The sequence below is a fragment of the Mongoliimonas terrestris genome, from assembly GCF_001927285.1.
In the GTDB taxonomy this organism is placed as follows: domain Bacteria; phylum Pseudomonadota; class Alphaproteobacteria; order Rhizobiales; family Pleomorphomonadaceae; genus Chthonobacter; species Chthonobacter terrestris.
In genome coordinates this window covers 1-231 of the sequence record NZ_MSIG01000081.1, presented here as the reverse complement: position 1 = coordinate 231, position 231 = coordinate 1, and the positions used below count along the sequence as shown (strand labels likewise).

The 231-nt window shown below is 47.6% G+C and carries 1 protein-coding gene; it reads left to right on the top strand.

Annotated elements, in window-relative coordinates; all coding sequences use genetic code 11:
- Window positions 1–22 precede the first annotated feature (22 nt).
- Window positions 23–231 (top strand): troponin (locus BUQ68_RS22665; protein ID WP_245293357.1); only part of this gene is annotated, 209 nt, incomplete at its 3' end.

Genomic DNA, 231 nt, shown 5'->3' with positions numbered 1-231 from the left:
GAGTGAGAAGTATGACATCGAGATGGAAACCAATAAGAAGGATTACGAGATCAACGAACTCAACATTCAGGTCAACGATCTCCGCGGCAAATTCATCAAGCCCACCCTGAAGAAGGTCTCCAAGTACGAGAACAAGTTTGCCAAGCTGCAGAAGAAGGCCGCTGAGTTCAACTTCAGGAACCAGCTCAAGACTGTCAAGAAGAAGGAATTCGAGCTCGAGGACGACAAGGA